Origin of the sequence: Gelidibacter gilvus, assembly GCF_004115975.1 — a bacterium.
Classification (GTDB): Bacteria; Bacteroidota; Bacteroidia; order Flavobacteriales; family Flavobacteriaceae; genus Gelidibacter; species Gelidibacter gilvus.
In genome coordinates, this window is sequence record NZ_SDDZ01000009.1 from 24,354 (window position 1) to 50,973 (window position 26,620).

22 protein-coding genes are annotated in these 26,620 nt (G+C 37.0%); 11 read left to right on the top strand and 11 right to left on the bottom strand.

Going from position 1 to position 26,620, the window contains the following annotated elements; all coding sequences use genetic code 11:
• Positions 1–2 precede the first annotated feature (2 nt).
• The 4 genes from ESZ48_RS13785 to ESZ48_RS13800 all read left to right on the top strand — a co-directional run bounded on the left by ESZ48_RS13785 (position 3) and on the right by ESZ48_RS13800 (position 4,752).
• A complete protein-coding gene (locus ESZ48_RS13785) occupies positions 3–635 on the top strand; it encodes a hypothetical protein (protein WP_129018089.1) in 633 nt (210 codons plus the stop codon).
• Positions 636–761: 126 nt separating this feature from the next.
• Positions 762–1,997 carry a DUF6638 family protein gene (locus ESZ48_RS13790; RefSeq protein ID WP_129018090.1) on the top strand — a complete coding sequence of 412 codons (1,236 nt, stop codon included), beginning with the start codon at positions 762–764 and terminating at the stop codon, positions 1,995–1,997.
• A gap of 416 nt (positions 1,998–2,413) precedes the next feature.
• A complete protein-coding gene (locus tag ESZ48_RS13795; RefSeq protein ID WP_129018091.1) occupies positions 2,414–2,938 on the top strand; it encodes a hypothetical protein in 525 nt (174 codons plus the stop codon).
• A gap of 119 nt (positions 2,939–3,057) precedes the next feature.
• Positions 3,058–4,752 (top strand): hypothetical protein, encoded by a 1,695-nt coding sequence (locus ESZ48_RS13800; RefSeq protein WP_129018092.1) that lies wholly within the window; start codon positions 3,058–3,060, stop codon positions 4,750–4,752.
• Positions 4,753–4,855: 103 nt separating this feature from the next.
• Here ESZ48_RS13800 and ESZ48_RS13805 read toward each other — a convergent pair whose 3' ends face one another.
• A complete protein-coding gene (locus ESZ48_RS13805) occupies positions 4,856–5,146 on the bottom strand; it encodes a hypothetical protein (protein WP_129018093.1) in 291 nt (96 codons plus the stop codon).
• Entirely contained in the window at positions 5,133–6,167 is a 1,035-nt protein-coding gene (locus tag ESZ48_RS13810; protein WP_129018094.1) for a formimidoylglutamase, read from the bottom strand. Before ESZ48_RS13810 ends, ESZ48_RS13805 begins: the two co-directional genes overlap by 14 nt.
• 116 nt (positions 6,168–6,283) lie before the next feature.
• Here ESZ48_RS13810 and ESZ48_RS13815 point away from each other — a divergent pair, with 116 nt between their 5' ends.
• Positions 6,284–7,168, top strand: coding sequence for a chromosome partitioning protein ParA (locus tag ESZ48_RS13815; RefSeq protein ID WP_129018095.1), 885 nt, complete (start codon positions 6,284–6,286; stop codon positions 7,166–7,168).
• 107 nt (positions 7,169–7,275) lie between these two features.
• On the opposite strand, the gene hutI is transcribed toward ESZ48_RS13815, so the two are convergent.
• Together hutI and fumC are read right to left on the bottom strand one after the other, a co-directional pair.
• Positions 7,276–8,514, bottom strand: coding sequence for an imidazolonepropionase (hutI, locus tag ESZ48_RS13820; RefSeq protein ID WP_129018096.1), 1,239 nt, complete (start codon positions 8,512–8,514; stop codon positions 7,276–7,278).
• Positions 8,515–8,641: 127 nt separating this feature from the next.
• The gene (gene fumC, locus ESZ48_RS13825) at positions 8,642–10,039 is read right to left on the bottom strand and encodes a class II fumarate hydratase (RefSeq protein ID WP_129018097.1); all 1,398 of its coding nucleotides are present in this window, start codon (positions 10,037–10,039) and stop codon (positions 8,642–8,644) included.
• A 267-nt stretch (positions 10,040–10,306) separates the two neighbouring features.
• Between fumC and ESZ48_RS13830 the strand changes: the two genes are divergently transcribed.
• The gene (locus tag ESZ48_RS13830; RefSeq protein ID WP_129018098.1) at positions 10,307–10,501 is read left to right on the top strand and encodes a hypothetical protein; all 195 of its coding nucleotides are present in this window, start codon (positions 10,307–10,309) and stop codon (positions 10,499–10,501) included.
• A 375-nt stretch (positions 10,502–10,876) separates the two neighbouring features.
• Here the strand turns inward: ESZ48_RS13830 and ESZ48_RS13835 are convergent, their stop codons facing one another.
• The 5 genes from ESZ48_RS13835 to prfB all read right to left on the bottom strand — a co-directional run bounded on the left by ESZ48_RS13835 (position 10,877) and on the right by prfB (position 16,235).
• The gene (locus ESZ48_RS13835; protein ID WP_129018099.1) at positions 10,877–13,396 is read right to left on the bottom strand and encodes a TonB-dependent receptor domain-containing protein; all 2,520 of its coding nucleotides are present in this window, start codon (positions 13,394–13,396) and stop codon (positions 10,877–10,879) included.
• A 4-nt stretch (positions 13,397–13,400) separates the two neighbouring features.
• Positions 13,401–13,820: a hypothetical protein gene (locus ESZ48_RS13840; protein ID WP_129018100.1), complete on the bottom strand. Its 420-nt coding sequence runs from the start codon at positions 13,818–13,820 to the stop codon at positions 13,401–13,403.
• 81 nt (positions 13,821–13,901) lie between these two features.
• Positions 13,902–14,243 (bottom strand): arsenate reductase (glutaredoxin), encoded by a 342-nt coding sequence (arsC, locus tag ESZ48_RS13845; RefSeq protein ID WP_129018101.1) that lies wholly within the window; start codon positions 14,241–14,243, stop codon positions 13,902–13,904.
• An 80-nt stretch (positions 14,244–14,323) separates the two neighbouring features.
• Complete coding sequence (locus tag ESZ48_RS13850; protein ID WP_129018102.1) at positions 14,324–14,941, bottom strand: HAD family hydrolase; 618 nt, start codon at positions 14,939–14,941, stop codon at positions 14,324–14,326.
• 183 nt (positions 14,942–15,124) lie between these two features.
• A protein-coding gene (gene prfB, locus ESZ48_RS13855; protein ID WP_129018103.1) for a peptide chain release factor 2 occupies positions 15,125–16,235 on the bottom strand; the annotation gives its coding sequence in 2 pieces (ribosomal slippage) (positions 15,125–16,171 and positions 16,173–16,235; 1,110 coding nt in all).
• A 111-nt stretch (positions 16,236–16,346) separates the two neighbouring features.
• Between prfB and ESZ48_RS13860 the strand changes: the two genes are divergently transcribed.
• Positions 16,347–18,761 carry a zinc-dependent metalloprotease gene (locus ESZ48_RS13860; protein WP_129018104.1) on the top strand — a complete coding sequence of 805 codons (2,415 nt, stop codon included), beginning with the start codon at positions 16,347–16,349 and terminating at the stop codon, positions 18,759–18,761.
• A gap of 5 nt (positions 18,762–18,766) precedes the next feature.
• Positions 18,767–19,795 carry a threonine aldolase family protein gene (locus ESZ48_RS13865; protein ID WP_129018105.1) on the top strand — a complete coding sequence of 343 codons (1,029 nt, stop codon included), beginning with the start codon at positions 18,767–18,769 and terminating at the stop codon, positions 19,793–19,795.
• Between the two features lie 100 nt (positions 19,796–19,895).
• On the opposite strand, the gene ESZ48_RS13870 is transcribed toward ESZ48_RS13865, so the two are convergent.
• A complete protein-coding gene (locus ESZ48_RS13870) occupies positions 19,896–20,219 on the bottom strand; it encodes a YbaB/EbfC family nucleoid-associated protein (RefSeq protein WP_129018106.1) in 324 nt (107 codons plus the stop codon).
• Between the two features lie 187 nt (positions 20,220–20,406).
• Between ESZ48_RS13870 and ESZ48_RS13875 the strand changes: the two genes are divergently transcribed.
• The 3 genes from ESZ48_RS13875 to ESZ48_RS13885 all read left to right on the top strand — a co-directional run bounded on the left by ESZ48_RS13875 (position 20,407) and on the right by ESZ48_RS13885 (position 25,065).
• Positions 20,407–22,467: a S9 family peptidase gene (locus ESZ48_RS13875; RefSeq protein ID WP_129018107.1), complete on the top strand. Its 2,061-nt coding sequence runs from the start codon at positions 20,407–20,409 to the stop codon at positions 22,465–22,467.
• A 72-nt stretch (positions 22,468–22,539) separates the two neighbouring features.
• On the top strand, positions 22,540–23,580 hold the full coding sequence (locus ESZ48_RS13880; protein ID WP_129018108.1) for a PLP-dependent cysteine synthase family protein: 1,041 nt from the start codon (positions 22,540–22,542) through the stop codon (positions 23,578–23,580).
• Between the two features lie 225 nt (positions 23,581–23,805).
• A complete protein-coding gene (locus tag ESZ48_RS13885) occupies positions 23,806–25,065 on the top strand; it encodes an aminotransferase class I/II-fold pyridoxal phosphate-dependent enzyme (protein ID WP_129018109.1) in 1,260 nt (419 codons plus the stop codon).
• Between the two features lie 424 nt (positions 25,066–25,489).
• On the opposite strand, the gene ESZ48_RS13890 is transcribed toward ESZ48_RS13885, so the two are convergent.
• Positions 25,490–26,611, bottom strand: a complete 1,122-nt coding sequence (locus tag ESZ48_RS13890; RefSeq protein ID WP_129018110.1) for a GTP cyclohydrolase — start codon at positions 26,609–26,611, stop codon at positions 25,490–25,492.
• Positions 26,612–26,620 lie beyond the last annotated feature (9 nt).

Below are 26,620 nucleotides of genomic sequence, written 5' to 3' on the forward strand. Positions count from 1 at the left end.
TCATGATGACAGAAGGAGAAATAATAACTGAAAGTAACACCAATAAAGTTCTTGCACTGCAGGATTACCTTTCAATTGGGTACATCTTTTTATTGATACTTGGTATTTTCCATGAAACGATTTATTATAAGTTTTTAGGAGTTAATATTTTGGATTACTCCTCTATTTTGGATGTTTTGATTAGCCCAATCTCAGTGATTTTCGGAAACTTAGTTTTAGGATTTACAGTGGTAGTGGCAGTATTTCTTGCTTATGGGTACTTAAAAGTAATGCCCAGATATTACGGTTGGTTAGGAACTAAAAAGCGTTATCAACAAGGCAAAAACAAACAGAGATTAGAAAAAGCAATCGCAAGGCTTAAAAGTCAAAACGGTGCCCTTATGTTCATATGTTTCTTTGTGTTTTCTTTGTTTATTGGGTTAGCAATCGGAAGTGGAAACAAAACAAATGATAGAATTCAGAATGACGATTTTAAACTGACACATCTTATACTTTTTAAAGATGGTGAACAACAAGAAATAAAAATGCTGGGCAAAAATAGCCTGTACGTATTTTATGTGATAAAAGGAAAAGATGAAGTTTCGATTGCACCTATTGATGGAAATATAAAGTTGATAAAAAAGTTGAAAGAATAAACCAGCTGTCCGAATGGCAGTGAATAAAAATAATTCTTTTTAAGAAACAAGAAACAAGAAACAAGAAACAAGAAACAAGAAACAAGAAACAAGAAATAGAGATTCTCACTTTCGTGGGAAGTAAACATGGAAAAACTAAAAGCAGCTCAATTATTTAGAAACGATCTCATCCCAATCAGTGGGAAATTGGTAGAGCGGTATAATCAGTGCCTTAAAATTTTAGGGTTAACGGAAACTGCGCTCACAAGTTTTTCAATCGATGGTTTGGGTTGGAGCCCTGAAATTGCTGAAGAGAAAAAGGAAATTCATTATCTGAATAATGGTGAATCCAATCCAAATGCCATTATCATTACACCGTTGCAAAAAGGAAAACCTGTCTATATGCCATTTCACACCTTTGACAGAGAGATGATGCAACTGATTTTCAAGACGCATGGTGATATCATTGCTGACATTACCAGAGATTGTGCGATTTGTGTAGATTTTGACCAATATATTGATGCCTTTTATGAGCCCTTGGACGTTTTGAAATACAAGGATATTTCCATTAGCTTTAAACTGATCAACAATCTTGATAAAGTGCAAAAACAGCAGTTTCAGTTGATCGACACGTTTAAACAAGGACATAATTTTATCGATGAAAATCTGCACCAACGATTATTGGATTCAGCAAAAACTTATGGCGATTTAAGACACAGAAATTTAGAGCTTCAAGAACTTTATTTTTCAACGGATTCCTTTTACACAAAAGCCTTTGGAGGTGTGTATGTCTTGCGCGATTTTATTACTCCAATTGTGGTGTTTGAAGATGAAAAATGGCATAAGGAAGCCATTAAAGACACTTCTCATGATGTGTTGATTTACCACATTTCACAACCTGAGTTATTGGATAAATTGCGAGACCATTTGATTATTGAATATGATTTGGATGAAGTAGTTAAGACCGCGCGTTATGATCGGATCAAAAAATTCATGTTTTCCCAGTTTCTAAAGAACACACAGCATTCTATAAAAGATATTTTGGATGATAAAGTATTGTTCAAAGGATATTTGAACAAATTGCCCATTGAAGAACGTAAAAAGGTGATGAGTGTTGAATTGTACCTTGAAAAAATGGAAGTCAGCAATCAATACAAATTGGCAGATATAGTCGATGTGAAACTTTTTGAAGCTTTGCAACAGCCACATTCATCTCTAAATGCAAAACATCAAGATTTGATATGGAAATTGCTGGTAAATATTTCGTCTTTAGATGTGTTATTTTTGTATTGGTACGACAAAGAACAGTTTTATAACAATTATAAAGAGTGGGATGATTCGTTGAAAGATTGGGTGATTGCGACGATTCGTAACAATATATAAGTTTTTTAGACTAATTTTAAGGGAGGTGAATAGTTCCAAGTTTTCTTTACATGTTAATTGCGTTTGTCGAACTGAATTTGGATTAAATCAGAGAGAAAGCCTTTTAGAAGAAGAATAGGTCAACCACCTCGTCTTCATCCCGTTTTCTCGGAATGAATCCACTCCTCCTTTCAAGGAGGAGAAGTTTTGATTTTTCTTAAGTCATGAGTTTTGAGAAATTTTGAGATAAAGATTATTAAAAAAATTCCTTCCCTTGAAAGGGAAGGTGGATTTAGGCTCAGTAAAGAGCCTAAAGACGGAAGGGTTTATTCGTAATTATATCAGAACAATCGAAATAGATATCAACGAACTCTTCTTCGCTTTGAAAGAATAATACTTCTCCTTTGGAAGGAGTTTAATTTATAAAAACCAAAAAAATGACTTTAGAGATCATCGTTTTCATCGGCTCAATTTTATTCGGAATTCTTCTTTATTGGAGAGAATCTACAGGTAACGGAATGTATCGTTTTTTTAATAAAATGATGTATTCCAAAAAACTTCAAATGTCGCCAAACGACCCTACAGGATTTCTGTATCAGCAAAAATTTATTTTGCGTTTGGTATTTATTGCCATGATTTTTCTGGTTGGGATTTTAATCGCCCGCTTCTTGATTCCGATTGATATTGCAACAATCTCCGTGTTTGCCTCAAGTATTGTCGGGACACTTTTGGGAACTTATATCGGAGGATTTATTTTAAAATCCGAAAAAGTCATTGATGAGCATAGTGACTCTTTAGAAGAAAAGTTTGATCATGCCATTGAGCAAAGCAAAGATTTTGTCAAGGATATTACGTCTAGAGAACCAAAAGTGGTTGAAGAAGCCAAAAAAGAAATTGAAGAAGAAACACAACCACCTAAAAAGAGTGCAAGAGAGCGGTTGAAGGATAAAGGGTTGATGTAAATTAGATTTACGATTTTTGATTAACGATTTTAGATTGATGATATGATTACACTTCATTTACTCTTAACAACACAAAACAAAACATACAACACACAACAGACAACAAACAACATACAACCATGATAAAGAACTATTGGAATAGAGGACGTAGACAAAAAACCATCACCATTATCAGTGTCTTGGTTTTAATAATCTTATTGTTTTTCCTTCGGGATGATTACCAACCTTTTCTATTATTCATTAGAAAATACATTTTTGTAATTCTTTTGATAGGTTTAGTGTTGTTTTTTGGACTGCGAACTTTTAGAAACGCTGTAGGTGTCGGGCGCCGTTTAGGAATTTTGTTACTCTTGACTCTGTTTTTTGGATTGCTTTATTTTGTTGGATGGCACTTTAAAATGTATGATTATATGAAAACGTATAATGTTTTCAATCATTTGAATAGAGTTGAAATCAACGAATTGCCATTGACACAAAACGAACGCATTCAACCTTTACGCAATATTTTCTCTATGGCAAATGAGTCGGTTGGTGAAACAAAAGATGTGTCTTTGCCTCATTTGGTTAGGGTAGATGGTGAAAATAAATGGACTATGGCTATCCAACCTTCGGAGAAATATACCATGCAGCAAATTAGCGAGAATACTGAAGAGATTTTCTCTGTTTCCAGCACGTCACCATTTCCGAGGTTTTCTAATGAAAATCGTATTCCTGTGACTTTTTCAATAGGTGAATCCTTAAAATTTAGTCGAAATACCTACAATGCCGTAGTACAGCGATTCAATATTTTTCAGTTGTTTACCATGGAGCCTGGAGATACGTTTTATATGAAAAACGATTCTGGGAATTGGGTAGAAGTGGTCAGTTTAATCAAATGGAAAGGTTTCTTTTTCCCCTATCCAACTTTTGGAGGTGTGATGGTCATTGACAGTGGGAAACACAATTTCAATGATTATTTGGAGCGCGTCTTGATTGGAAAGGGCACGTACATCAGTCCAGAAGAAATGAAAAACCATCCATTTTTGACCAAACAAAATACTTTATCAGAAAATGTATCGCGCTTGCAAGCAGAATCCTTAAAGTTTTTGGGAGGTTTTACAGATCCTCTACCATGGAAAATGGAGACTGCCGTTAAAATTCCGGATATGCCGGATGATCAAAATGAACAGCCTTTTGTAACGGATTTTAATTTTGATGACGTGGATGCCAAAGCTTATAGTGGTTTGTACCATTGGTTTGGGTTGGAACCTATTGGAGAGGAACGCACAAGTTTGACCTACAGTGTTTTTGTTCCGGCAGATGGCACAGATAAACTTTATTATTATGATCATGCCGCCAAAAAACAAGGTTATGCGGGCGTATCTGCCATGCCATTGAAGATTATTGAATCGCGCAAGGAATATGACTGGTCGGTTAATAAACCAGTTGAATTTAGACCTTATATTAAAGATATAGCAGGACGCAGGCGGATGTTTTTCTTGGGAACAGTATCCGCTGTAAAAGCCGATTCACAAAAGTTTGACGGTTCAGCAACTCCAGATTTGGCTTTGATAGATAGTGAATATCGCAATGTAATTTGGATTGATGTCAAACATCCAAGTCAATGGGACAAAACAGTGTACGATGAATTAAACGAAGCTTGGAGAGCGAGTGAGGGTATTGGCTACTTTTATGACGAAATCACAGATCCATCAGACGTAGATATAAAAAGAGTGATAGATTCCATCCAGTCAATTCCTAAAGTCAATGCCAATGCTGATGAAATTGAAAAACTGCAACGGGCGATAGATTCTTTAAAGTCGGTGGGGAATTAATGTATTCCGAATTCTATACGAATTAGGTATTTGCTTAAAAAAAATTAAACTAGAGAGGATATAAATTCTCAGTAATACCTGTCAAAACGAATAGATTTAAGCTCTAAACCAGTGTGGTATATCCGATCATCACTGCGGTCAATAATGAAAAGAGCAAAGTTAACATGGCTAAAGATCTGCTCGCATTTCTTTTCATTATAAACCTAAAAATAACAATCAAAGGAATAAAGGCGCCCATGATAAATATTGGGATCGTAATCCATTCCATAACAGCTTTGAAAGAGTTTTTGCCCGATTCGTCAAACATTAGGTTCATGAACAATAGGAACAGTAATACTGCGATGCTGCCTATAAATAACCATAAGTCGATTCGATATTGTTTATTTTGTTTCATAGATTGATTGATTTGCCCTCATAAAATCGGTGATTAAATAGGTAATGAGCTTGCCAACAATAGTTTCTGTTTCCGCTGTTGGTGCGGCTTCACAAATATGCAAATAAGCAGCATTGGGTTGTTTTCCGAAATAGGTCACAAATGCCCTAGCTTTTTTGATACTGAATCCGCTTGGTGTCATGGCGCTGCTTGGAATATATTTAATGGCATCACAATCGACTTCTACCCCAAAAGGTTTACCAGCAACATGTTTGGCTGCCCGTGCTAATTCGGCCTTAAACTTTTTATCCTTTCTAATAGTTAAAGCTTCAAAGGTGTTGAATTGTAGTGCTTTAAATCGGTCTAAGGTTTTAAAAATATGGTCTGAAGTATAGTTTTCATGCAATCCAAAAATGAAATAATTTTTCAAAAATCCTTCTACATAGGCATAGCTAAAGCCATTGCCACTATGGCGGCCTTCCTCTCGTCTAAAATCAGAATGAGCATCAAAATTAACAGCATTGATGGGCTTTTTGAAAGCTAATGAGGTGCCCTTTAAATTACCATAGGCATTGTTATGGCCGCCACCAATAATAATGGGTTTTTTTCCGGAGCGCACAATTTGATATACTAGATCAGTGACATGTTTATCGATTTTTTCAGTAAGTTTTCTGGCTTTTTCAATGTGTTTTTTATCGGCAGCATCATATTGGTCAATCTTTCCCATCTCTTTAGAGAAGTCTAAATACCCAAGGATGAGTACTTTATTTGCATTTGTAAAGCCATTGCTCTGAATGTTTAACAAAACCTTTAGAGTGGCATCCCATGCCTTGGCGGCGCCTCGATGTCCGTAGTTTGCAAATACACCAACATCTTCAGGGATTCCGAATATAACGTAGTCAACATCCAAAGGTGTTAAGGATTCGTATATATGGGAAGCATTGGAAAGTAATTGAATGTGTTCTCCAAATTTGGATTCATTAGCTCTTATTTTAAGAAGAGTTTCTAAATCGTTTTTATTAAATAGAACAAGTTTTTCCATTTTTGGGATTTTAATTTTACATTTGATGTATTAAAATTACATTTTTTATTTTTTCCAATAATCAAAAATAACAAAACCAGTGTTAATTTAAGTATCAATAACTAAAAACAAAACTTATGGAAAGTACAAACAGTAACAAAAATACCGGATTAAAGATTGCCTTAGGTATCTTATTAGCCTTGTTTATCGGCACAGGCTTTTATACCTCAAAATTGTACAATGATAAAAAGATAAATGAAGCTCAATTAACCAAAGAAAAGCAATTGGTTATGAGTGATTTAAGTAATATGGCAAAGCAGTATGATATTGCCATTGGAGAAAACAAAATAGCGAATGAAGACTTAACGGAAGCTAGAAATAGAATTCAAGGATTAATGGATTCTTTGAAAATATCTCAAAACAGTGTCAATAGTTTAATGAGCTTCAGAAAGAAATATTTGTCATTACAAGAGGAAATGAATGTTCTTTTAACTGAAAACGATAAACTTAAGATTCAAAACGCTTTATTGGCTACCTCTTTAGATAGTACGAATGTAAGATTGGCAGAGCGTACCATGTTTACAGACTCATTATTGGTTCAAAATACAGAATTGGCAACAGTGGTTGAAAATGCTGCGGTATTGCAAACTGTAGGTTTAAAAGCTTTTGGTGTGATAGAGAGAAGTTCAGGAAAACTGATCCCAACCGAAAGAGCGCGTCGTAGTGATAAAATTAGACTGTGTTATACGGTTGCAAAAAACACTTTAGTTGGTGCAGGTGATAAAGAGTTGTATGTGCAGGTCTTGGATCCAAGTGATAATGTATTGGGTGCCAATGAGCAAATTCAATTTGGTGAAACGGTATTGAACTATAGTTTAGTGAGTAAATTCAACTATGAAAACAGAAACCTGAATATCTGTGAGTTTGTTGCTCCAAAAGGTGAGTTTTCAAAAGGCCGTTATATAGTAAATATTTTCAACAAGAAAGAGTTGGTGTCAACTACAGAATTCACTTTAGAATAGTCAGAAGCTATTTATATAAACAGAAACCCGAAAGTCATGTGATTTTCGGGTTTTTTTATGTTTTCATATGATGGGATATGCGGATATTAGCGTGTTATTCGCGACAGTTAATCCAAGACTTTTCCACTAATGATAACCGTGTCTATAAGATTGTCGCCAAAAGCGTACGGCAGGTTATTATAACTTTCTATTTCTTTGGTGATGATTAAATTTGCTTTTTTCCCTCTACAGATGCTTCCGTACTGGTTTGAAATGCCCATGGCATAAGCGCCATTTATAGTGGCGGCATTAATGGCTTCTTCTGGCGTCATTCTTAATTTGATGCAGGCTGTACTCACCACAAAGTTCATGTTACCACTTGGTGTGGATCCTGGATTATAATCTGTAGCTAATGCCAATGGCAATCCGGCATCCATAATTTGACGTGCGGGTGAATATGGGATACTTAGAAAATAGGAACAGGAGGGAAGGGCTACAGGCATTGTAATGCTGTTTTTTAGGGCTTCTATGTCTTCTGTTCTCATTTCTTCAAGATGGTCTACAGATAGGGCTTTATGCCTCACAGCGAGGGCTACACCGCCAAAGGCATTGAATTGGTTGACATGAATCTTGGGAATTAGACCAAATGCTTTCCCAGAGGTCAAAATACGATCTGTATCTTCCAAATCGAAATATCCTTTTTCACAAAACACATCGATATAGTCCGCAAGTTTAGATTTGGCGACTTCCGGGATCATTTCAGAAACCACAAGATCTACAAAACCTTTTTTATTGTCCTTAAATTCTTTCGGGACTGCGTGTGCGGCAAGTAAGGTCGTTTTAATCGTGGCCAAGGACTCCTTTTTCAATCGTTTAATAACCCGGAGCATTTTCAATTCGGCTTCCACCGTCAAGCCATAGCCCGATTTTATTTCTACCGCTCCAGTGCCCAATTGCATCACGCGGTTCAATCGTTTTAAAGATTGTTGATAAAGATCCTCTTCTGAAGTGTTCTGAAGTACTTCAGCAGAATTTAAGATTCCACCGCCACGTTCGGCAATTTCTTCATAAATTAAACCATTGATTCGATCTACAAATTCTTGAGATCGGTCTCCAGCATAAACAATATGGGTATGGGAATCACACCAGGCAGGAAGCACCATTTTTCCTTTGGCATCAATGACTTCTTCTGCATGATAATCAATATAATCTGACATAGGACCATATTCAACAATCGTGTCATGTTCTATAATGAGATAAGCATTCTTGATGGTAGGAAGAATTTTCATATCGGCGCCCTTGACTATGGTCACGTTGTGTTCTCTAACTTGAATCAGTTCCTTGATGTTGATAATGAGTATGGACATAATGGTGTATTAATAAAAATTAGCTGCGGAATACGCATAAAAAAAAGCAAGTTATTAAAAATAAACTTGCTTTTTTATAAAATTATGAAGGCTTTAAATCTTTAAATAAAACCTTGATCAAAACCGATTATTTAAGCCCTCCGACCATTTCTTCTGGTTTCACCCAATCGTCGTACTCTTCGGCAGTGACATATCCTAAATTGATAGCTTCTTCTTTCAGGGTCGTACCATTTTTATGTGCTGTGTTAGCAATTTCAGCCGCTTTATAATAACCTATTTTTGTATTTAAAGCAGTGACCAACATCAAAGAGTTATTCAATAAGTGCTTAATTACATCCAAGTTGGGTTCAATACCCTGTGCACAATGCTCATCAAAACTCTTACAAGCATCACCTAATAATTGAGCGGACTGCAATAGGTTTGCCGCCATCATAGGTTTAAAAACGTTCAATTCGTAGTGGCCTTGGGTTCCGCCAACAGTGACGGCAACATCATTTCCAATAACTTGGGCACAAACCATAGTTAAGGCTTCGCATTGAGTTGGATTCACTTTTCCAGGCATGATTGAGCTTCCTGGCTCATTGGCCGGAATGATGATTTCTCCAATCCCACTTCTTGGACCAGACGCCATCATACGGATGTCATTGGCTATTTTATTTAAACTCACGGCCAATTGTTTTAAGGCACCATGCGTTTCTACCAAAGCATCATGTGCAGCGAGGGCCTCAAATTTGTTGGGAGCGGTAATGAAAGGTAAGTCTGTAAACTTGGCGATGAACTCTGCAACCCGTTTACTATAACCTTTAGGTGTGTTCAAACCCGTACCCACTGCGGTTCCACCAAGAGCCAATTCACTTAAATGTGGTAAAGTATTCTCTAAAGCTTTTAGGCCATAATCCAATTGTGCTACATAGCCCGAAATTTCTTGTCCGAGCGTGATTGGCGTTGCATCCATTAGATGGGTCCTCCCAATTTTCACCACATTTTTATAATCATTAGCTTTTTTATGTAGTGTGTTACGAAGCTGTATGACACCACGAATAGTATTTTCAACTACTTTTTTGTAAATAGCAATATGCATTCCGGTAGGGAACGTGTCGTTTGAAGACTGTGATTTGTTGACATCATCATTCGCACTAATAACCGGATCACCTTCACCAATTTTTTTGCCAGCTAATTGCTGTGCTCTATTGGCAATCACTTCATTGACGTTCATATTACTTTGTGTGCCAGAACCGGTTTGCCAAATGACCAAAGGAAATTGGTCATCGTGCTTGCCTTCCAGGATTTCGTCACAGACTTGAGCAATCATATCACGTTTTTCAATGGGTAAAACGCCCAATTCGCAATTTGTAAAAGCCGCTGCTTTTTTAAGATAGGCAAAACCATAAATAATTTCCAGAGGCATCGATGCGGCTGCTCCAATTTTAAAATTATTTCGGGAACGCTCTGTTTGTGCGCCCCAAAGTTTATCGGCAGGTACTTTAACCTCGCCCATAGTGTCTTTTTCAATTCTGTATTCCATAATATCTGATGATTGGTTACTCCACAAAGTTAGCCTTTTTGAAGAGAATTTGTTAATGGTTTTATATTTTAATTCCTAAAGACAAAGGTAACAGCGAAGTGGAAAATACCACCTTACTTTTAGACAGAAAAAGAAGGACAGAAAAATAGAACTATCATCTTGAACGTCATGAAGTCTTTAAAACTCTGTTAATAAATCATAAAATAGGTATTGTATAAACTAAACGTTTCTCCTATATTTGCTATAATTATTAAAACAACTTGCAACATGTTTACATTTGACCAGTATTTAGGATTTTTGGCGTTTATGACGATATTGACCATGGGTTTTTGGTTAATGATTTTTTTAATGACTTTTGTGATTCCATATTGGGTCTTTGGAGCTTCAATGGAGCGCTTTAAAGAGATGCAGGCTGAACGTAAAGCGAAAAAAGAAGGTACTACATTAGATGACCTAAAATAGTTGATATTAAATATAGTCCAATTCTAAATAGTCCATAGAGATTATTAAAGGATCAAATTTATACCTAAAGCTGAGCAATGATATAGTTGCTCAGCTTTTTTGATTGGTACTGTTTCCGATTGATGTAGTATGGGCATTTGTATTGTGGCAACATCGGGTTGGATAAGAGTGGACGTATTCGTGTATAGGATCTTCGATGCGTTTTTTTATTTGCATTGCTATTTACTACATGCCAAGAACTTTTGATGTTTAAATTACACTAAGGTTTTAGTGTATCGTTATTTCATGACGGGACATTAAAACAAAAAAAGCGGTTTCAAATTTGAAACCGCTTTTTTTGTTACCTGATTCAAGCTTCACGCTTGGAACCGGAGTCTATCCTTCAAAATCGAAGTCGCCGCCATCGCCACCATTGCCGCGCTCCATGTTTCTTTGTTGTTTCTTTTGTTGGTTGAAACGGTATGTGAAAGATACATTATAGCTACGTGGTCTCCATTGGTACTCTGAAGCACTGTTATAATCAGGAGTGAAGGATTCCATAGCTCTTTTTCGGGTATTGAATAAATCACTTACGTTAAATGCAATTGAGGCACGATCATCAAATACATCCTTACTAAAAGCCATGTCCGTAGAGAACATACCTTCACGTTTGTTTTGGGCGTCTTCACTTGGCCCCATATAAAATATTCGTGTTTGCCAATCAACATTTCCAGGTAAGGTGTATTTGTTGTTCAAACGGAAAAACCAACTTAAGTTTTCTGCACCGTAATCTACCTCTTTATAAATACCTTCTGTTTTAGATTGATATAAGTTGAAATTACCATTCACGTTCCAGTCTTTGGAAGCTCGGTAGGATAAAGTAAACTCAAAACCAAATCTGTCATTTGTCGCTAAATTAATAGGCGTTCTTCTTATGACAGGAATCACGCTTTCATATTGCGATGTGACATCATTAAAATTTGGATCATTTTCATTAATAGTAAAGTTGATATCTCTAATATAGAAATCACCTGTAGCTTCACTGATGAAATTAAAAACGTCCGTTGCTCTCTCATAATAAATGGAAGAGTTTAATGTAAACTTATTAATTTTCTTAATAAATCCTAAGTCCACTTTATTTGAGTAGCTCGGATCGATATCTGGATTTCCTTGAAACACACTTGTTGGGCTGCTTCGTGATGGAAACGGATTGATAAATCGAGAATAAGGTCTTCTAATACGACGGTTATACCCAAGTTGTAAACTTTGGTTTTCATCTAACTCATAGCCTAAGTTGACTGTAGGAAACAAATCAGCATAATCCTTTTTTTGCAAATCGCTGGTAGTCTGTTGATCGATGGTGATGCGGGCACTTTCCATACGTAAGCCTAGTAAATATGAAAACTTGTTGTTGATCTTACTTCCAAATTGGGTGTAAACGGCATTGATATAATCTCTGTAAATCAAATTGTTGCTAACATTTGTGTCCAATTCAAAATTATCATCTTCGTAATACTCCAAGCTATAATCGGTATCCATTTCATTGAAATTACCACGGTAACCCAATTCAAACTGACTGTTATTTCCTAAAGGATGTACGTAATCGGCTTGCAATAGAATTTTGTCTTGGTTTTGAAGAGTTTGAACACGCTCTATGGTCGCCCCATCTTGAGAAATTAAAGACTTGTTGTCTTCATCACTTGTTTCATATTGAAAATCAAAAGTCAATTTATGTTGGCTATCGTCATTAAATTGCTTGTTGAAATTCACGGAGTATTGTACGGTTTTATCATCTCTAACTTGTGGATCGAAGCGTTCAGAAACTGAAGTCAGATTCTTATTAAAGTCGTACTCTCTACTAAAATTCGTTGAATTGTTGTCACTGTTGCTATTTCTATAAACCAAAGCTGTTGTTAAAGAAGCTGTATTATTAATATACCACTCCACACCAAGGTTGGTGGAAATGCTATTGCTTTCTCTATTGGATTCACTTACTTCGTTTAAAAATGTATCGGGTCTATCTTCAATGACATTTCCATTTTCATCACGCTTAATGTTGAAGAATTGGGTATCTGTAAATGAATTTCCAGGAGATTCTCTATAGGTATATCCCGTAGTGTTGAAAAAATTGAAATCACCAGTTCTGTAGTTGATGTTTCCAGAAAGACCAGCAGTTGCAGGATAACCGGCATTTGCGGTAACAGCTCCATTTAGGCCTTGAAGTTTACTTCTTCGTAAAATAATATTCAAAATCCCCGCAGTACCCTCGGCATCATATCTTGCAGATGGAGAAGTGATGACTTCAACACGTTCAATAGACTCGGCTGGTAACTGACGCAAAGCATCTGTTGAGTTCAATCCGACCAATCCAGAAGGTTTACCGTTGATTAAGATGGTAACGTTCTCATTTCCTCTTAAAGCGACATTACCTTCAACATCCACAGAAACGGAAGGAATATTGTCCAAAACATCACTTACGGTCCCACCTCTAACAGTCAGGTCTTGACCAACAGTATATATTTTTTTGTCTAATTTTATTTCGACGCTGGTTCGCTCCGCAATAATGGAAACTTCCCCTAACGCTTGTGCGTCAATGGCGATGCCTAAAACACCTAAATCAGTATTTTGGACCAAGGTTCTATTGGGAATTGTTTTAGTTCCGTAAGAAATGTATTCTACAGAAATATCATAGGTGCCTCTTGGCACTTTAATATCAAACTTTCCATCTTCACCAGTGATACCACCTGTAACAATTCTGTTTTCTTTTTTGCTGAAAAAAGCGATCGTTGCATACTCAAGAGGCTGATTAACATCTTTGTCCATAACAATACCTGTTATGGAAACTTCTTCTTGAGCGGAAATAAGGTTTGAAGTTAATAAAAAAAGTAGGGTAAATACGTAGGGAATTAGTTTCATTAGTTTAATTGTTTTTTTTAGTTTTTGTCTTTTGTAATTTTTTTATTTCTGCTTTGTTATCGTCTAGAAATCTTTGAATGGACGCGATGGTATCTTCCGTATAGAGTTCTTTAACGTCTGAGAAATGTGAAATTTTTAATTGATCAACCATCGATTTTTTTTCGTATTCTTGATATATTTCAGAATAAATGATCTGATTTCGTTTTTTATAGAAATCATCAACTTTCTGCTTAATGATTTCTCCTTCAAAATCGTCCACATTTAGCAACTTTACAAAAGTATCCACACGATCTCTATAGTCATCCATTTGTTTTTGCATGTACTTTTCTCTTTCCTTCTCCATGGCATCTTTAGTTTGCGCATAGGAAGTTGTGATGCTTAAAAAAAGCATTACAAGAGATAGTCTAATTGTTTTTGCAACCATAATAAGGGTGGTTTAATTATTAAGAGTGCAAAAATAGAACTTGGTTTAATGAGGTTTGGTTAAAGTTGTGTTAAAGAAACCCTATAGAATTTTGAGGATTTTTTGTGGTGGACGCCCAATAACAGCTTTGTTCCCGTTAATAACAATTGGACGCTCAATTAGCTTTGGGTGTTTTGCCATGGCAGCAATAAGCTCATCATCAGTTAAGTCAGAATTTTTAAAATTTTCCTTCCAGATGGCCTCATTAGTTCTTACAAGTTCAATAGGTTGGATTTTTAAGAGTGTAATGAGTTCTTTAAGTTTTTCGATACTCAGCAATTGGTCCATATACTTAATAACTTCGTAATCGGCTTTGCTAGTTTCAAGAATATCCAATGCCTCCCTAGATTTGCTGCATCGTGGATTGTGATAGATTAAAATCATATGTACTAGTGGTTTTTAAAAGAATTTGCAAAGGTACATCTATCCTCAGCATCAACCAACAAGCTCGTATGAGGTAATTCTCAGAGATTAATGCCAAAAGCAATTAATTCCTCTTCTAGTTGTTTTGGATTTTTAAAATGAATGGTGTTGATATCCATCTCTTTGGCCGCCATGATGTTTCGAAGATTATCATCTATGAAAAGAGAACGTTCTGCTTCAATATTAAAACGGTCCAAAGTCAATTGGTAAATGTCTTTAAAAGGTTTTCGAGTTTTCTCTTCCCCGGAGACAAGAATGCCTTCAAACCAATGTAAAAAATCAAAGGTTTGAAGCGCAATAGGAAAGGTCTCATGGCTCCAATTGGTAAGAGCCACCACTTGAAATTGTTTGCTGTCCATCAATTTTTTTAAGATTTGAACGGTACCATCAATAGCGCCACCTAGCATTTCTTCCCATCTTCCATAAAACATTCGGATCAATTCTTCATGCTCAGGGAAAAGTGCAATACGTTCTTCGGTTGCTTTTTCAAGTGGATAGCCGGCATCTTGGTTTTCATTCCAGTCGTGCGTACAGACATGGTCAAAGAACCATTGCATTTTTTCTCTATCGCCATCAAAAGCATCGAGATATACGTATTCTGGGTTCCAGTCGATAAGAACGCCTCCAAGGTCGAAGATTATGGTGTCTATTTTTTTCATATCATTTCCCACAAAAGTGGCAATCTCTTGTTTAATTTTGTCTAACGCTTTGGTAAATGCAACCCGTCATCACTTTGCTACGAGCGGGCAAGCGGACGGGCAGTCAGTGCCCAATTTTTAGTTTTCAGTACTCAGTTTTCAGCTTCAATTTCAATTTCAACTTCAACTTCAATCTCTCTACATCTAAAGTTCATTAGGATTCTCATCCTTTTGGCCCATCAACATCAAATATGCTTTTAGAAATTCTTCAATTTCACCATCCATGACATCGTCAACATTTCCAGTCTCGTGTCCTGTTCTAACATCTTTCACCAACTTATAAGGATGCATGACATAATTTCGAATTTGGCTTCCCCATTCGATTTTCATTTTACCAGCTTCAATATCTTCTCGTTGCGCCAATTGTTTTTGAAGTTCAATTTCATACAACTGCGATTTAAGCATTTGCATGGCTCTTGATCTATTGTCGTGTTGCGATCGGGTTTCTGAACATGAAATTTGAATACCTGTTGGCTTATGGACCAACTGCACCTTAGTTTCCACCTTGTTAACGTTTTGACCTCCAGCACCACCGGAGCGTGCTGTGGTAATTTCTATATCTGCCGGATTAATATCAATCTCTATGGTGTCATCCACAAGTGGATACACGTAAACCGAGGCGAAACTAGTATGACGTTTGGCATTACTGTCAAAAGGAGAGATGCGCACCAATCGGTGGACGCCATTTTCACCCTTCAACCAACCAAAGGCAAAATTGCCATCAATTTCTAAAGTCACTGTTTTTATACCAGCTACATCACCTTCTTGAAAGTTGAGTTCTTTTACTTTAAATCCGTTGTTTTCAGCATACATCAGGTACATGCGCATGAGCATACTTGCCCAGTCACAGGATTCGGTACCACCGGCACCGGAAGTGATTTGAAGAACTGCGCTCAAACTGTCACCTTCTTCCGAAAGCATGTTTTTGAACTCTAATTTTTCAATATGATCGATGGTTTTCTTAAGATGCGCTTCCAATTCTGCAGCCGAAATTTCTTCCGCTTTATAGAATTCATAAAACACTTCCAATTCTTCAACTAGTGTTTTGGCAATTTTATAATCGGCAACCCAATGTTTTTTTTCGCGTAATGATTGCATTACAAGCTCGGCGGCTTTGGAATCATTCCAGAAATTCGGGTCGAAGGTCTGTACTTCTTCGTTTGTTATCTCAATAGTTTTGGCATCTATGTCAAAGATACCTCCTCAACGCACCAAGGCGTTCTACAAGACCTTTAACTTGATCGGATGGAGTCATTTTTAGTGTTAATTTTGCGCAAAGATATCATTAAAACTAAGCAGAATTAAAGAAATAATGCGATAATTTTTTTAAGTTAATTTGTGTAGTTTTATGGGCTAATTAGCCATTATGAAAAAACATCTTCTTTATCTCATTTTAGTTTTAAGTGCAAGTCCTTCATTTTCACAGGTTTTGAAGGATAAGAAAGTAGAAGCTTATAAAGGTCTTTTTAATTTTTATTACGAAGAAAAACAGGATAAGATCTATTTGGAAGTCGATAAAATAGATCGCGAATTTCTTTATGTAAATAGCCTGGCAAGTGGAGTTGGTTCCAATGACATCGGATTAGATAGAGGTCAATTGGGTGATACTCGCATTGTGAAGTTTGTTAAGGCGGGTAATAAATTATTACTGGTGCAGCCTAATCAGAATTTCCGTGCCATTACGGATAATGCGCCTGAAAAGAAGAGCATTGAGCAAGCATTTGCACAATCCGTGTTGTTCGGATTTAAAATAGAAGAAGCTGTCGAGGGAAAATATATCATCGATTTGACGCCATTTTTGATGGAAGATGCCCATGGCGTTGCCAAAAGATTGAAAGCTCAGGACGAAGGGACTTACAAGGTTGATCTCTCTAAAAGTGCACTTTCTTTAGAGCGCACGAAAGCGTTCCCAAAAAATGTAGAATTTGAAGTCTTATTGACTTTTGAAGGTGATGCAAAAGGTCGAAACATTAGAAGTGTCACTCCAACATCATCTTTGTTAACTGTGATCCAACACCATTCGTTTATAGAGTTGCCAGATGATAATTATAAACCGCGCCAATTTGATCCGCGTAGCGGTGCGATTTCGATTTCCTTTATGGATTACGCCACTCCAATTGAAGAAAACATCGTCAAACGATTTGCCATTAGACACCGATTGGAAAAGAAAAATCCCGAATTGGCGATGAGTGAAGCCAAAAGACCAATCATTTATTATCTTGATCCCGGAACACCAGAACCTGTGCGATCTGCATTGTTGGAAGGTGCCCGTTGGTGGAACGATGCCTATGAAGCCATTGGATATAAAGATGCTTTTCAGGTAAAAATGTTACCTGAAGATGCTGATCCCATGGATTGCCGCTATAATGTGATCCAATGGGTGCATCGATCTACACGAGGTTGGAGTTATGGCGCTTCTGTAGTCGATCCAAGAACAGGAGAAATTATTAAAGGTCATGTGAGTTTAGGGAGTTTGCGCATCCGTCAGGATTTTTTGATTGCCCAAGCTTTATTGAATCGGCCTTTTGCAGAGTCTGACAACAATAATGAGCCTATGTTAAAAATGGCGCTGGCCAGAATGCGTCAGTTGGGTGCCCATGAAGTTGGCCATACACTTGGATTTGCGCACAACTTTGCCGCAAGTAGCAACAACGATGCCTCAGTTATGGATTATCCCCATCCTAAAATCACCTTGGATAATGGAATTATAAGTTTGGAAAACGCTTATACCGACGGCATTGGTGTATGGGATAAAGTAACCGTTGCGTATAGTTATTCTCAATATGATAAAAACAGCGATGAAAAAGCAGCGCTAAATGATATTTTAAAGAACGCTCAAGATGAAGGTCTTCGATTTATTTCAGATTCAGACGCCCGTGCCCCAGGAGGCGCGCATGCTTATGCCCATCTATGGGACAATGGTAAAAGTGCATCCCAAGAACTTGAACGCGTTTTGAAAGTTCGAGAACAGGCTATTTCAAATTTTTCCAAAGATAATATCAGAAACCATGAGCCTTATTCTCTTTTGGAAGATGTATTTGTTCCACTTTATTTTTTCCACAGATATCAGACTGAAGCCACTTCCAAACTAGTTGGCGGATTAAACTATAGCTATGCACTTAAAAACGATGGTCAATTAATAACCGAAGTGTTGGAGGCAAAGATTCAAAAGGAGGCATTAAAAGCCTTGATGTCTTCCATTTCGGCAGAAACCTTAGCCATCCCAAAGGAAAAATTAACATTGTTTCCGCCGCGAGCATTTGGTTATAGTAAGACGCGCGAGTCGTTCTCAGGGAAAACAGGAGTCGCGTTTGACGCTCTGAGTGCTGCCTCGACCGCCAGTGATATGGCTTTGGAATTTTTACTAAACCCGCAACGCGCCAACAGGTTGGTACAGCAAAAAAGTTTGGATGATAATCAATTGGGATTTGAGGAAGTGCTTAATGACCTCATCGCAAATTCTTTTGGTAAAAGTCATAAGGATCCATATCTCTTCGAAATTCAGCAATCTATTAATGTCAGTGTCTTAAAGTATATTATGAACCTTGCCGTCTCTGACGCTGCTTATTTTCAGGTTCAAGCCAAGGCAAATGAAGCCCTTGCAGAAATATATTTAAGCTTATATGATAAAAAGAAAAGTTTGAAACCTTATGCGTCACAATTTGGACGCATGATTTCAGAATTTCGGGAGCATCCTGAGAAATTCAAATTGGAGCCAGCACCGCGTATTCCTGACGGTTCACCGATAGGAACAGACGACTGCAATTACATTTTAAATTAACAAACATGATTATAGATTTAAGAAGCGATACCGTTACCAAGCCAACCCAAGGCATGTTGGAAGCGATGATGAGTGCAAAAGTGGGTGATGATGTCTATAAAGAAGATCCAACCGTCAATAAGCTGGAAGAGCGACTTGCAGATATGTTCGGTAAATCGAAAGCCCTATTTTTTCCCACGGGAACTATGGCCAACCAAACCGCCTTAAAATTACATACCAATCCTGGGGATCAGGTTATTTGCGATTCTAACGCCCATATTTATCATTACGAAGGGGGCGGTGCCTCTTTTAATAGTGGGATTTCTTGCAAATTATTGGAAGGAACTCGAGGCATGTTCACTGCAGCCCAAGTGATAGAAGCAATCAATCCACCTGACTTTTACCATAGTCCACTAACCGCTTTGGTAGAAGTTGAAAATACCGCTAATAGGGGTGGAGGTTCTTGTTGGGATTTTGAAGAGCTTAAGAAGATAAGAACGGTCTGTAATGACCACGAATTAGGATACCATTTAGATGGCGCGCGAATCTGGAATGCCTTGGTAGCAAAACCAGAAACGGCACGAGATTACGGTCAGATTTTTGATACTATTTCGGTGTGTTTGAGTAAGGGTCTGGGGTGTCCTGTGGGATCTGTGTTGATAGGTGACGAAGGTATTATGCAAAACGCATTGCGCATCCGAAAGATTCTGGGAGGTGGGATGCGACAGGTAGGGTATATGGCTGCTGCTGGACTTTATGCTTTGGATCACCATATGGAGCGACTCCCTGAAGATCATAGAAAAGCTAAAGAAATCGGACAGTTATTGTCGGGATTGGAGTTTATCAACAAAGTAGAACCTGTTGAAACCAATATCATCATCTTTGAATTGGTGGATAAAAAAAATGACACGAAATTTCTAAAACTACTGTCAGATAAAAATATACGGTTGAGCAGCATGGGGAGTGGCAAACTTCGTATTGTGACGCATTTGGATTATACGGATGATATGCATGATCTGTTTTTGAATGAACTGCAAGCTTTGAAACTTAAATGAGGTTAAATCTGGACAAAATTTCAATCAGTTAGAGGGCAGTCGAGAATATAGGAAGATTATATGACCATACGACTGCTCTCTATCTGATGAGATCATAAAGTTATTTGAACATATCCAATCCTGGAATATTCGGCATGCCATCTTTTGCTACTGCAGCCAATTCAGCTTCGTTTACGCGAGTGGCTTTTTCAATAGCCTTATTCATCGTCAGGATTAAATAATCTTCAAGCATTTCTTTGTCTTGTAACAATTCATCATCGATAGCTATAGATTTTATCGTCCTGTTGGCGGTTAAGGTCACTTTTAATTTGCCATCACTACTTTGTTCATCCACTAAAACATGGTTTAAACGGTCTTTGGTTTCTTCAACTTTTTTCTGGGTTTCTTTGAGTTTATTCATCATGCCCATCATATCTCCAAACATATTCTTCAGTTTTTAAATTGTGGTACAAAGTTAAAAAAAGATTTAGACAGCCCCGAAGTCTCGGGGTCAATAATTTTCACAAATACTTTTTAATCTGTTTTTAAATATTTGCCATCCTTCTTTTTAGTTTCTCTTTGTCCTCTCTTCTTTAAAATAGTACTTTTGCAATCCGTTTAAAAAGAAATTTATGACACAAAATATTCAGCCTCCAAAAGCAAAACAAATATCCAAAACCTTAATAGCCCATGATGACGAGCGTCAAGATGATTATTTTTGGCTAAATGAACGAGAAAATGAAGAAGTTATCGATTATCTCAACGCTGAGAACGAATACTATGATGCCGTCACCGCCAAATATAAGGATTTTGAAAAGTCACTGTTTGAAGAAATGAAGGCCAGAATTAAGGAAGACGATGAGTCGGTTCCATATAAATATAATGGCTATTGGTATATTGTGAAATATGAAACAGGAAAAGATTATCCCATTTATATCCGGAAGAAAGATACTTTAGAGCATCCTGAGGAATTGCTGTTTGATTGTAATGTGATGGCTGAAGGTCATGCTTATTTTAAGTTGGTAGGCTTAAGTGTGAGTCCTGATAATACCATGATTGCATATGGAACGGATACCGTTGGAAGACGTAATTATACCCTGCAAATCAAGAGCTTGGTCACTGACGAAGTCTTTTTTGATGCCATTGAAAACACTACAGGCTCTGCAACCTGGGCAAACGATAATAAAACGTTGTTTTACACGGTTAAAGACGAAAAAACACTGCGTTCAGATAAAGTTTTCAAGCATAAATTAGGGAGTTCCGCTGTGGAGGATACGCTTGTTTTTCATGAAGAAGACGATACATTTGGTGTGGCTATTTATAAATCGAAGTCAAAAAAATATTTGATAATTGCTTGCTACAGTACCTTGACCAATGAATATTATACCTTAAATGCCAATACACCAGATGCCGAGTTTAAGGTTTTTCAAGAGCGCATTAGAGGTTTGGAATACAGTGTATCTCATTATGGCGATCAGTTCTATATCGTGACCAATGTCGATGATGCCGTCAATTTTAAACTAATGAAAACGCCGGAGAATGAAACCGGATTAAATCATTGGACAGAAGTTATTCCGCATAGAGTAGAGGTGTTGCTTGAAGGAATAGATATTTTTAAGGATTTTCTGGTGATTAGTGAACGTTCAAATGGTCTGAATCATATTCGCATCAAAAGTTGGGATGGCACTGAAGATTACTATCTCCCCTTTGATGATGAAACTTACACAGCATACACCTCCACCAACGTCGAATTTGACACTGTTATTCTAAGATATGGCTATAATTCCATGACTACGCCTTCATCAAGCATCGACTTTAATATGGTCACCAAGGAAAAAACCATTTTAAAGGAACAGGAGGTTTTGGATCCTAATTTTGATAAGAACAATTATGCTTCCAAGCGTGTTTGGGCGACTGCAGTAGATGGTACGAAAGTGCCTATTTCCATGGTTTATAAAAAAGGCATCAAAAAAGACGGCAAGAATCCAGTGTTGTTATATGCCTATGGTTCTTACGGACTTACTATAGATCCCTATTTTTCGAGCATTCGCTTAAGCTTATTGGACCGAGGTTTTGTTTACGCCATTGCTCATGTAAGAGGAGGAGAGTATTTAGGACGTATGTGGTATGAAGACGGAAAATTACTTCAGAAGAAAAACACCTTCACAGATTTTATTGCCTGTTCCAAATTCTTAATTTCTGAAAATTACACATCTTCTGAACATTTGTATGCTTTGGGAGGAAGTGCAGGAGGATTATTGATTGGTGCCGTTATAAACGAAGCGCCAGAACTTTATAAAGGGGTTATTGCTGCCGTTCCGTTTGTGGATGTAGTGACCACAATGTTGGATGATTCAATCCCGTTGACCACAGGAGAATATGATGAATGGGGAAATCCTAATGATAAAGCCTATTATGATTATATAAAATCTTATTCGCCTTATGACAATGTGAAAAAGCAGGATTATCCACATATTTTAGTAACCACTGGCTTGCATGATTCCCAAGTTCAATACTGGGAGCCTGCCAAATGGGTAGCCAAGTTAAGAATGTTTAAAACCGGCCACAATAAATTGCTTTTAAAAACAAATATGAAAGCAGGTCATGGTGGGGCTTCTGGACGTTTTGAAGCCTTAAAAGAAGACGCTGAAGAGTATGCTTTTTTATTAGATTTAGAGAATATTAATGCCTAATTCGAAAAAAAACCGTATTTTTGCAAGGTTTTAGATTACATTTTTCTAAATTGTAATTGGTAAATAGCATTTATGAAGAAAAATATTCAGGTATTTGATAACGTATTGCAGCTCATAGGTAATACCCCTCTTATCAAATTAAACAGAATGACAGCCGACTATGATGGTGAATTTTATGCCAAAGTTGAGGCTTTCAATCCAGGTCATTCTTCAAAGGACCGCATTGCACTGCACATTATAGAAGAAGCGGAAAGACAAGGGATCTTGACGCCAGGAGACACAGTAATTGAGACTACCTCTGGAAATACTGGTTTTAGTATTGCCATGGTGAGCATCATCAAGGGGTACAAATGTATTCTTGCGGTAAGCTCAAAATCATCAGCAGATAAAATTGACATGTTGAAATCGATGGGAGCACAAGTTTATGTGTGTCCTGCGCATGTTAGTGCTGACGACCCGAGATCTTATTACGAAGTTGCCAAGCGATTACACGAAGAGACCAAAGGATCTGTCTATATCAATCAGTATTTCAATCAACTAAATATTGATGCACATTACAACAGTACAGGTCCGGAAATTTGGAAACAAACAGAAGGACACATTACGCATCTGATTGCTTGTAGTGGTACTGGAGGAACGATTTCTGGAACTGCAAAATACTTAAAAGAGCAAAACCCAAAAATAAAAATCATAGGTGTAGATGCTTATGGTTCTGTCCTGAAAAAATATCACGAAACCCGCGAGTTTGACCATGATGAAATTTATCCATACAGAATTGAAGGTTTAGGAAAGAATTTAATTCCTACAGCCACCGATTTTGATATTATTGATGAATTTGTCAAGGTTACCGATGAAGAAAGTGCTCATACAGCCCGTCAAATTTCCCGAACTGAAGGTTTGTTTGTTGGATATACCAGTGGCGCAGTGATGCAAGCTGTAAAACAACTGAATGAAGCCGGAGAATTTAAAACTGGAGATAATGTGGTAGTGATCTTTCCTGATCATGGATCGCGTTACATGAGTAAAATCTATAGTGATAAATGGATGGAAGAGCAAGGCTTTTTTGACAGTAAAACAGTCTCTACATTAGAAACTATTCAATATATTAAATAAACCAAATACATATACAATCCTATAACCCGATACGTTGTTGTAGGATTTTTTGTTGATGAAAATCTTATAAACAGTGGTTTATAACTTAATTATGGTATGAAAAGATATTTGGTTAATTTTGTCCAAACTAATTAAGCTAATCGAAGATGATGACGTCATTGCTCCTAAACCAATGTAAATATTAATGGAGAATGGCAGCGTATGTCCTAATAACACTAACATTACATGAAAGACTTATTTGATAAAATTTACAGAGATAAAGGTCCATTAGGCAAATGGGCTTCTCAAGCTGAAGGCTATTTTGTATTTCCAAAATTGGAAGGCCAAATCTCTAATCGTATGAAATTCCGAGGTAAGGATGTTATCACCTGGAGTATCAATGATTATTTAGGGTTGGCTAACCATCCTGAAGTGCGAAAAACAGATGCGCAAGCAGCAGCCGATTATGGTTCAGCATATCCAATGGGAGCACGAATGATGTCTGGACATACTGAACTCCATGAGGTTTTACAGACCGAATTAGCAGAGTTTGTAAATAAGGAAGCAGCTTATCTTTTAAATTTCGGATATCAAGGTATGGTTTCAACCATTGATGCCTTAGTATCTAAAGATGATATTATTGTTTATGATGTGGATGCGCACGCTTGTATTATTGATGGCGTACGTCTGCATATGGGAAAACGTTTTACCTATAAGCATAATGATATTGAAAGTTTAGAAAAGAACTTGGAGCGTGCTACCAAAATGGCAGAACAAACAGGCGGTGGTATTTTAGTCATTTCAGAAGGTGTTTTTGGAATGCGCGGAGAACAAGGCCGTTTGAAAGAAATTGTAGCACTTAAAGAAAAATATAACTTCCGCTTTTTGGTTGACGATGCCCACGGTTTTGGAACACTTGGTAAAACAGGAGCCGGAGCAGGTGAGGAGCAAGGTGTCCAAGACGGTATTGATGTCTACTTTGCAACTTTTGCGAAGTCCTTGGCAAGTACTGGAGCATTCATTGCTGCTGATCAGGAAATTATCGATTATTTAAAATATAATTTGCGTTCGCAAATGTTTGCTAAATCACTACAAATGCAATTGGTGGTTGGTGCACGTAAACGTTTGGAAATGTTGAAAACCATGCCGGAAATGAAGGAGAAGCTTTGGGAAAACACCACTGCTTTACAATCCGGACTTAAGTCGCGCGGGTTTGATATTGGTACCACACAAAGTTGTGTTACCCCAGTATACTTAAAAGGAAGTATCCCTGAAGCGATGGCTTTGGTAAAGGATTTAAGAGAAAATCATGGAATTTTCTGTTCTATTGTGGTGTATCCTGTAATCCCTAAAGGATTGATCTTACTAAGAATGATTCCAACAGCAACGCATGACATTAATGACATCAATGAAACGTTGGATGCATTTGATGCCATTAGAACCCGTTTGGAAAATGGAACCTACAAAAGATTGTCGGCAACTGTTGCTGCCGCGATGGGGGAGTAAAATCCCCTAAATCCCCGAAGGGGACTTTAGATTTGTGCATATAAAAAACATATAAAGACAAAAATCCCAATTAAACGATTGGGATTTTTGGTTTTATATGATCAGGTAAAGTTTAGTTTTATTGCATAACCGCAATAATCCTAAAAACATGAGATTGCTTATTTAAAATCCGAATTAGCCTTGCCCCGTCTCTAACGAGGGGTTTATTCTCAAATTAATTAATCATTCGAGATTTTTTGCTCCCTTTAGGGTGGGGTAAACAAAAAATCGGCATTGTATTTTCAATTTTTTAATTCTTATGACTAAGAACTGATATGCAATTTAGTTTTTTAGTCGGTGCAAAAACATCTCCATAATTGAAAAACTCTTAATAGAACTCTGCTTTAAAGCTTTTGTAATTTGTGTTTCCAAATTTGGAATTTGATTAATGAATATCTTTTCTCACCGTTTTTCTCCGCTTATAAACTTCTGGTTTAAAATGTTTCCAAATTTGATGAATAGCTAGATTATCTTCCAGTTCTGGAGTTCTGATACAGTTTTGAATCCCTTTTTCGGTGAATTCATTATAGTATTCATTAAAAATAACCGCAGTAACGCCTTTATTTTGATATTCCGGAAGAATGCCTATCAAATAGAAAACAACCTCTTTACTGTGCTTCTTAGCATGTAAAATATGTCTAAAACCAAAAGGGAATAATTTGCCTTTTGTTTTCTGTAATGCTTTCGCAAAAGAAGGCATTACAATGGCAAAAGCCACTAATCTGTCATTTTTATCAATGACAAATTTGATGTATTCCGGATTGACAAAACTGATGAATTTCTTTTTAAAATATTCCTTTTGAATATCAGTGATAGCAACAAAAGACGACAAAGAGGCGTAAGATTGATTAAAAAGATCGAACATCTTATCAACATAAGGCATTACTTCTTCAGTTTTAGTAAATTTTAATGCTCTGAGCTCATAGCGCTTTTTGATCAGTTCTTGCGCTTTTAAAAAAAACTCTGTTTTTACATTGGAAAAAGGGAAACGACTTTCAGAATATAGTTTCTCGTCCGTATATCCTAATTCTTTGAAATGATCCACATAATAAGGATAGTTGTACCACGTGATCATACTTCCTAAATATTGATATCCTTCCGTCAGGAGTCCTACTTTGTCAAGGTTTGAGAAGCCTACCGGTCCTTCAACATAATCGAGGTCGTTAGCTTTTCCAATCTCATGTACTTTTTCCAATAAAGCTTTCGTAACTTCAATATCGTCAATGACGTCAAACCAACCAAAGCGCATTTTCTTTTGATTTTGCTGATTGACTTCAAGCCAATTTATAATAGCCGCAACCCGTCCAACAATCTCGTTGTTTTTATAGGCCAAAAAAAACGTCGCCTCAGCATCATTAAAAATGGGATTCTTCTTTTTGTTGAAAGTTTCCATTTCCTGTTTGATAATTGGAGGCACCCAATTATTGGAGTCTTTATAAAGTTCAAAAGGAAATTTTACAAATGCCTTTAAATCTTTTGGTGAGCTTACTTGTTTAATTGTAATCATAAAGCGGTC

What these genes read in the sequence shown, in the direction of transcription:
- fumC (WP_129018097.1), bottom strand. Translation starts at nt 10,039, where the DNA reads ATGGAATACAGAATTGAAAAAGACACTATGGGCGAGGTTAAAGTACCT.
- ESZ48_RS13835 (WP_129018099.1), bottom strand. Translation starts at nt 13,396, where the DNA reads ATGAAACTAATTCCCTACGTATTTACCCTACTTTTTTTATTAACTTCA.
- ESZ48_RS13890 (WP_129018110.1), bottom strand. Translation starts at nt 26,611, where the DNA reads ATGATTACAATTAAACAAGTAAGCTCACCAAAAGATTTAAAGGCATTT.
- ESZ48_RS13815 (WP_129018095.1), top strand. Translation starts at nt 6,284, where the DNA reads ATGGAAAGTACAAACAGTAACAAAAATACCGGATTAAAGATTGCCTTA.
- arsC (WP_129018101.1), bottom strand. Translation starts at nt 14,243, where the DNA reads ATGATTTTAATCTATCACAATCCACGATGCAGCAAATCTAGGGAGGCA.
- ESZ48_RS13875 (WP_129018107.1), top strand. Translation starts at nt 20,407, where the DNA reads ATGACACAAAATATTCAGCCTCCAAAAGCAAAACAAATATCCAAAACC.
- ESZ48_RS13785 (WP_129018089.1), top strand. Translation starts at nt 3, where the DNA reads ATGATGACAGAAGGAGAAATAATAACTGAAAGTAACACCAATAAAGTT.
- ESZ48_RS13805 (WP_129018093.1), bottom strand. Translation starts at nt 5,146, where the DNA reads ATGAAACAAAATAAACAATATCGAATCGACTTATGGTTATTTATAGGC.
- ESZ48_RS13840 (WP_129018100.1), bottom strand. Translation starts at nt 13,820, where the DNA reads ATGGTTGCAAAAACAATTAGACTATCTCTTGTAATGCTTTTTTTAAGC.
- ESZ48_RS13860 (WP_129018104.1), top strand. Translation starts at nt 16,347, where the DNA reads ATGAAAAAACATCTTCTTTATCTCATTTTAGTTTTAAGTGCAAGTCCT.
- ESZ48_RS13800 (WP_129018092.1), top strand. Translation starts at nt 3,058, where the DNA reads ATGATAAAGAACTATTGGAATAGAGGACGTAGACAAAAAACCATCACC.
- ESZ48_RS13830 (WP_129018098.1), top strand. Translation starts at nt 10,307, where the DNA reads ATGTTTACATTTGACCAGTATTTAGGATTTTTGGCGTTTATGACGATA.
- hutI (WP_129018096.1), bottom strand. Translation starts at nt 8,514, where the DNA reads ATGTCCATACTCATTATCAACATCAAGGAACTGATTCAAGTTAGAGAA.
- ESZ48_RS13880 (WP_129018108.1), top strand. Translation starts at nt 22,540, where the DNA reads ATGAAGAAAAATATTCAGGTATTTGATAACGTATTGCAGCTCATAGGT.
- ESZ48_RS13865 (WP_129018105.1), top strand. Translation starts at nt 18,767, where the DNA reads ATGATTATAGATTTAAGAAGCGATACCGTTACCAAGCCAACCCAAGGC.
- ESZ48_RS13885 (WP_129018109.1), top strand. Translation starts at nt 23,806, where the DNA reads ATGAAAGACTTATTTGATAAAATTTACAGAGATAAAGGTCCATTAGGC.
- ESZ48_RS13870 (WP_129018106.1), bottom strand. Translation starts at nt 20,219, where the DNA reads ATGTTTGGAGATATGATGGGCATGATGAATAAACTCAAAGAAACCCAG.
- ESZ48_RS13790 (WP_129018090.1), top strand. Translation starts at nt 762, where the DNA reads ATGGAAAAACTAAAAGCAGCTCAATTATTTAGAAACGATCTCATCCCA.
- ESZ48_RS13850 (WP_129018102.1), bottom strand. Translation starts at nt 14,941, where the DNA reads ATGAAAAAAATAGACACCATAATCTTCGACCTTGGAGGCGTTCTTATC.
- ESZ48_RS13810 (WP_129018094.1), bottom strand. Translation starts at nt 6,167, where the DNA reads ATGGAAAAACTTGTTCTATTTAATAAAAACGATTTAGAAACTCTTCTT.
- ESZ48_RS13795 (WP_129018091.1), top strand. Translation starts at nt 2,414, where the DNA reads ATGACTTTAGAGATCATCGTTTTCATCGGCTCAATTTTATTCGGAATT.